The 5,924-nt window shown below is 70.8% G+C and carries 6 protein-coding genes, 1 tRNA gene and 1 pseudogene; 3 read left to right on the forward strand and 5 right to left on the reverse strand.

The genetic code is table 11. The features are described from left to right. Positions 1-449, reverse strand: a 449-nt coding sequence (locus tag ACWGH4_RS29625) for a TerD family protein (protein WP_453466344.1), incomplete at its 3' end; no start/stop codon positions are given. A 450-nt stretch (positions 450-899) separates the two neighbouring features. Here ACWGH4_RS29625 and ACWGH4_RS29630 point away from each other — a divergent pair. The 3 genes and pseudogenes from ACWGH4_RS29630 to ACWGH4_RS29640 form a co-directional block, all read left to right on the forward strand. Next, positions 900-1,100, forward strand: a complete 201-nt coding sequence (locus ACWGH4_RS29630) for a hypothetical protein (RefSeq protein WP_159695082.1) — start codon at positions 900-902, stop codon at positions 1,098-1,100. Positions 1,101-1,165: 65 nt separating this feature from the next. Then, positions 1,166-1,450 carry an alpha/beta fold hydrolase gene (locus ACWGH4_RS29635; protein WP_453466346.1) on the forward strand — a complete coding sequence of 95 codons (285 nt, stop codon included), beginning with the start codon at positions 1,166-1,168 and terminating at the stop codon, positions 1,448-1,450. A 91-nt stretch (positions 1,451-1,541) separates the two neighbouring features. Next, positions 1,542-1,828, forward strand: a pseudogene (locus tag ACWGH4_RS29640) (tyrosine-type recombinase/integrase); the annotation flags it as partial. An 81-nt stretch (positions 1,829-1,909) separates the two neighbouring features. Here the strand turns inward: ACWGH4_RS29640 and ACWGH4_RS29645 are convergent. The 4 genes from ACWGH4_RS29645 to mptB form a co-directional block, all read right to left on the reverse strand. Next, a tRNA-Pro gene (locus ACWGH4_RS29645) sits at positions 1,910-1,983 on the reverse strand. Positions 1,984-2,080: 97 nt separating this feature from the next. Continuing rightward, positions 2,081-3,019 carry a metallophosphoesterase gene (locus tag ACWGH4_RS29650; protein ID WP_441263541.1) on the reverse strand — a complete coding sequence of 313 codons (939 nt, stop codon included), beginning with the start codon at positions 3,017-3,019 and terminating at the stop codon, positions 2,081-2,083. A gap of 21 nt (positions 3,020-3,040) precedes the next feature. Continuing rightward, positions 3,041-4,264, reverse strand: coding sequence for a glycosyltransferase 87 family protein (locus ACWGH4_RS29655; RefSeq protein ID WP_453466349.1), 1,224 nt, complete (start codon positions 4,262-4,264; stop codon positions 3,041-3,043). Further along, positions 4,261-5,724 (reverse strand): polyprenol phosphomannose-dependent alpha 1,6 mannosyltransferase MptB, encoded by a 1,464-nt coding sequence (mptB, locus tag ACWGH4_RS29660; protein ID WP_453466351.1) that lies wholly within the window; start codon positions 5,722-5,724, stop codon positions 4,261-4,263. The genes ACWGH4_RS29655 and mptB overlap by 4 nt, the downstream gene beginning before the upstream one ends. Between the last annotated feature and the right edge of the window lie 200 nt (positions 5,725-5,924).

The following is a 5,924-nucleotide window of genomic DNA, read 5'->3' on the forward strand; positions in this document are numbered from 1 at the left end:
GAGGCGTCCTCGCTCAGGTCGTAGCGCGCGAGCTCGTTGTTGTCGGCCTGGTTGACGACGCGGATGAACGCGTTGCGCACCTGGCCGAAGGACTGGCTGCGGCTCTCGCCCTCATGGATCGAGACCGGGAACACGATCTTGTCGACCTCTGCGGCCACGCCGGCCAGGTTGACCTTGATCTGCTCGTCGTCGCCCTCGCCCTCACCGGTGAGGTTGTCACCGGTGTGCTCGACGGAGGCGTCGGGGCTCTTGAGGTTGTTGAAGAACACGAAGTGCTGGTCGGACAGGACCTTTCCGTTCGTGTCCACCAGCAGGGCGCTGGCGTCCAGGTCGAAGTCGGTCCCGGTGGTGCTGCGTACGTCCCAGCCCAGGCCCACGACGACCGCGGTCAGGCCCGGGGCCTCCTTGCTGAGCGAGACATTGCCGCCCTTGGAAAGGCTGACACCCATGGAAATCCCCTGCGCAATCCGGCGCGGGCCGCGCCACTTGACGATTCCTTTGCCCGACCGGACAACGACCGGTCCCACGCTTCGGTTCCCCCTTTCCCCGATCGGGTCAATCGGGTCTCACCACCGGGCCCAAAGCGCCCTCCTCGTCGACGAAGAAGCGGTCGTGCCGGACCAGGTTCTGCCCTCGGCTCCCGATGAGGTGAGGGCGGCGACACGACGGCGGTCACTGTTCGGCCATGCACCGTCCGCGCGCCCTGGCATATGGTGGATAAAAGGGAAAAGCGCCAAAACGCATCGTCGATGGTTCCAGGTCCGACGATGGAACGGATGGCAACCATGACCGCATCGACTGTCACCGCACAGGACGCTCGCCCTGGCCGGCGCGAGGCCTCGTGCCCGGAAACGAGGCCGGCAAGTGGGGCGGCTGAGCACGCTGTTACCCACAACACCGTGACTCTCGACGTGTTCGGCACGCGTGTCGAACTGCTCCCTCCTGAGCAGCTCGCCTTTCTCGCAGGAGTCGGCGTACTGGCCGCCGCGGAGATCATCGAATGGCCGGTAGCGCTGGTCTTGGCGGTCGGGCACCAGCTCGCGCACAGCCATCACGGACGGGTCCTGCGTGAGTTCGGTGAAGCGCTGGAAGAAGCCTGAGGCCGCCCCCCACGTAGCGAACCCGGGGTCCTGACCTGGCCGGACAGGCGGGTCAGGGCCCCGGCGTGTGCGTCTTCTTCGCCTCGTTCATCACTCCGGAGCTGTGCCGCCAGATGGCGGCGGCGTGTGCCGACAGTCGGCATGCGGAGATCCGCGACGCCGACCACATGATCATCCTGGAACGGGCGGCGGAAGTCGCCGACTTGATCACCCGTTTCCTCGCCGGCAAGCCGCTGCACGGTCTGCCGTACTGCCGCAGCGTCGAGCAGGTGTCACAGAGCATCGCTCCGGCGCGCGAGCCCATCTGTATGACCTGGAGCGGATCTTCTGGACACCCCGCTGACCAATGAATAGGAACATCACCCCGCCCAGCTCCACCTCGCGCTCCGAACCATGGCACAGGACCAGGTCAAGGGCGCGCTCGCGGGCCGCGGGCCACCGCGGAGTGGCGAGCCGCTGGACGCAGCGAACGTACGCCACGATTTCCGGGCGATCACGAAAAAGGCCGGCCTCGCTCCCGAGTGGAAGCCGCGAGAGCTGCGACACAGCTTCGTTTCGCTGCTCTCGGATCACGGAATCCCGTTGGAACGGATCGCCCTCTTGGTCTGTCACAGCAGCTGGGCGACGACCGAGGCGGTCTACCGCACGCAGCTTCGGCCCGTGATCACGCAGGAGCGGAAGCCATGGACGTGATCTTTGCGAGACGGGGCGACGCTGAGGGGGACTGACGGAACAGGTTGACCCCCTGTCTGGCTCCCGGGCATGACAGAGGCCCATTCGCGATCACGCGAATGGGCCTCTGACCAGCGTCGGGGTGGCGGGATTTGAACCCACGACCTCTTCGTCCCGAACGAAGCGCGCTGCCAAGCTGCGCTACACCCCGATGCCGCCGGTGTCCCGGCGACATCGATTACTTTAGCCCACCCGCGGCCGGAGGCGAAATCCGGTTTCGGCGGGCCGCGGGCGGGGGGACGCGGGGGTCAGTCGCGCGGGGTCAGCGTCAGCAGAGTCGCCTCCGGAGGGCAGGCGAAGCGGACCGGGGTGTAGCGGTTCGTGCCGCAGCCCGCGGAGACGTGGAGATAGGAGACCTTCCCCTCCGCCCGGTGCCGGGACAGGCCCTTGACCCGGTCCGTGTCCAGGTCGCAGTTGGTGACCAGGGCGCCGTAGAAGGGGATGCACAGCTGCCCGCCGTGGGTGTGGCCCGCAAGGATCAGGGGGTAGCCGTCGGCGGTGAAGGCGTCGAGGGCGCGGAGGTAAGGAGCGTGGACGACGGCCAGCGACAGGTCGGCGTCCTTCTCGGGGCCGCCGAGGACCTTGTCGTAGCGGTCCCTCTTGATGTGGGGGTCGTCGAGGCCGGTGAAGGCGATCTCGTAGCCGTCGAGCTTCAGCCGGCCGCGGGTGTTCGTCAGGTCCACCCATCCCGCCGCGTCGAACGCGTCCCGCATCCCCTCCCACGGGTTGTGGACGGCGCCGACGGCCGGGGCGTTGCCGTTGAGGCCGTGGCGGCCCTGCGCCTTCTCCAGGAGGTAGCGGGCCGGGTTGCGGAGCTTCGGGCCGTAGTAGTCGTTGGAGCCGAAGACGTAGACGCCGGGGATCTCCATCAGCGGACCCAGCGCGTCCAGCACCTCGGGCACGCCCTCCGGGTCGGAGAGGTTGTCGCCGGTGTTGACGACGAAGTCCGGGCGCAGTCCCGCCAGGGACTGGAGCCACGCCCGCTTCTTGCGCTGGCCGCTCACCATGTGGATGTCGGAGACCTGCAGCACGCGCAACGGCCGCATCCCGCGCGGCAGCACCGGCACCGTCACCCGTCGCAGCCGGTACGAACGGGCTTCGATGCCCGCGGCGTAGACGAGGCCGGCGGCTCCGGCCGCCGTGATTCCTGCGGTGATCTTCAGGGGGAGCCCGTAGCGTGCGCGCATGGGTCCATCGTCGCAGACCCGTCAGGTGCCGGGCAGTGGTGGGAGGTGCCCCCGGGACGGGCCGCGGACCGGTAGCGCGACGAGCAGTCCCAGCGCGATCCACACGTATGTGTTGCCACCCAGGAAGCCGTCGATTCCGGACGAGTCCTTGCTCCACAGCCACACGACGCTGCTCGACAGTACGACCGGCAGCGCGACGGACCAGGTCAGCAGCCTGCGGCGGTCCGGTCCCGCGGGTGTGCCCAGGGCGGCGCCGGCGAGGACCGCGAGGGCGGGCACCAGCCACACCAGATGGTGCACCCAGGTGACCGGGCTGATCAGACAGGCGAGGATGCCGGTCAGCGCGACCGCGGCGGCGTGGTCACCGGCGGCGGTCGCCCGGCGGACCCGTACGAACCACACAGTGAGCAGCACGAGGACCCCGGCCGCCCAGATGCCGCGGCTCGGCTCGTGCGGTTCGACGAACCGGGCGAGCAGTCCCTGCCAGGACTGGTTGGAGACGTACGCGAGCGAGCCGACCCGGTCGGTGTCCCAGAGCGCCTGGGTCCAGTAGACGCGGGAGGTGTCCGGCGCGATCCATGCCGCCAGCCCGGTGGCGCCGAGCGCGACGGCGGTGGCTGTCGCGGCGGCGCGGGGGCGGCCGGTGAGGAGCAGGTGGCCGATGAACACGGCGGGCGTGAGCTTGATCGCGGCGGCGAGGCCGATGCCGATGCCGGCGTAACGGGAGGCCCGGCCGTCGGCCGGCAGGCGCAGGTCGACGAGGACGAGCGCCAGCAGCAGCAGGTTGACCTGACCGAAGCTGACCGTGTCGCGGACCGGTTCGAGAAGGGCGAAGGCGCATCCGGTGAGCGCCAGTGCGTACCAAGGGGTCCAGCCCTGGGCCCTGACGACCGGGCCGGCGGTCAGACGCAGGATCACGACGGCCGCGGCGGCGTTGAGCAGCAGGGTGAGGGCGATGGCGCCGTTCCAGTGGATCAGCGTCATCGGCAGCATGGTCAGAGCGGCGAACGGCGGGTACGTGAAGCCGTATCGGCTGCCGGGCACCTGGTAGTCGTAGAGAGCGCCGCCGTCCACCCAGTGGTGCACGGCCCCGTAATAGACACCCAGGTCGAACCAGCCGCGGTGCAGCGGCACCGTCATGAGGAACAGCAGGACGGTGGAGGCCAGCGAGGCGACCAGGATGAGCCGTCCGCGGGTGGTCGTCGGCCACCGCCACGTGGTCTCCGTCGTACCCAGCTGTGTCATGCAGTACTCCCAATCGGTCGGCGCGCGACGCGGTCTGCGCCCCACAGAGCTGTCACCGCGAGCAGACCGCCCCCGACGGCCAGCCCCAACTGGGCGGCATCCGGCGCGAATCCACTCGGTAGAACGACGAGGGCGAGGATCGCACTGGCCACGGCCGCCGTCCGGCGCAAAGATCTGCCGGGCCCGGCGGCCGCGATCAGGAACAGTCCCCACAGCAGGTACCACGGGCGGATCGCGGGGCCGAGGACGGCAACCGCCGTCAGGCTGAGCCCGAGCGCGTGGACCGGGCGCAGCAGATGGTGACGGCGCCAGGCGAGCAGTACGGCGACGGCGGTCGCGGCGAGGCCCAGCAGATGCCACGCCGGGCCGGCGAAGCGCGCGAGGGCCGCGGGCCCGTCGCCCGCCCGGTCGAGGACGGCGGTGGTCATCCGGCCGAGGGTAGAGGTGAGGGACCAGTTCCCGGGGGAGACGGGGGTGTCCAGTGTCGCGAGCCACCCGTATCCCGTACCCACGGCCGCCGTGGTCACCGCTGTGGTCGCCACGCAGACGCAGAGGACGGCAGCGGCGGCCGACAGTCGTGGAGCCCGCGCCCATGACGTCTGCCGGGCCCACAGCATCACCACGGCGACGAGACCCAGCGCCGCCGGGGCCTTCACCAGGGCCGCCAGGGTGATGAATACGACCGCGGCCACCGGCCTGCGGCCGAGCGCCGCGACCAGTCCGACGCCCAGCAGGCCCAGCATGACCGCGTCGTTGTGCGCGCCGCCGACCAGATGCAGCAGCACCAACGGGTTGAGCACGCCGAGCCAGAGAGCCACGGACGGGTCGGTGCCGCAGTACCGGGCCAGCCGGGGCAGGCACAACGCCATGGCCGCCACACCGAGGAGAGCGACGAGCCGCATCCCGAGCACCCCGGTGGACACCTGGTCGGCGGGGAACGCGGCCGGGCCGGGGGAGTGCGCCACCGCGGCGAGGGCGAGGAAGACCGGGCCGTACGGTGCCGGCGTGTCCCGCCACAGGGGTGCGACCTCCGCCGGGAGCGGGCCGCCGAGGTGGGACGGTCCGAGGGTGTGGACATCGAGCTGCGCGTCGACCATCGCGCCCTGCGCGAGGTAGCTGTACACGTCGCGGCTGAACAACGGCGGCGCCACCACCAGCGGCGCCGCCCACAGAACCAGCGTCAGCAGCAGATCACGGCGGTCGGGCGGCCGGGGTCCGCGCACGGCCGCCCCCACCAGCGCCCAGGCCGCTATCAGGACGACGAGCCCGAAATACGCGCCGACGAGCCCGAGCGCGGCCGGGCCGGAGTCGGGGGCGGGTATGTGCCGTACCGGCAGGGCGCCTGAACTCACGCCGCCCGCCGCGAGCGCCGTCGAACCCGTCAGCCCGAGCAGCTGACAGTGGCGGAAGTCGACGGCCCGGTCGCGGATCCGGTCGACGACGAGACGGAGGGACGGCACCTGCGCAGGTTGTCAACGGCCGGTGTCCCGCAGGCGACGCGACGGCCGCGTGCGGGGGTCGGTCGCATGTCCGCCGCTTTACGGGACGCCGCCTCGTCGAAGCCGCATACGGCGGCGGTGCTTCAGGCCCTGCTCACCGCCGAAGCCGCCGACAGCGGCGCGACCTGCGCCGGCCGCGCGACGCCGGCTTCGGTCCGGGC

This window comes from Streptomyces sp. NPDC054847, from assembly GCF_053610925.1.

Excerpts from the sequence above, each read along its gene's own strand:
- ACWGH4_RS29655 (WP_453466349.1), bottom strand. The coding sequence starts at position 4,264 with ATGACACAGCTGGGTACGACGGAGACCACGTGGCGGTGGCCGACGACC.
- ACWGH4_RS29650 (WP_441263541.1), bottom strand. The coding sequence starts at position 3,019 with ATGCGCGCACGCTACGGGCTCCCCCTGAAGATCACCGCAGGAATCACG.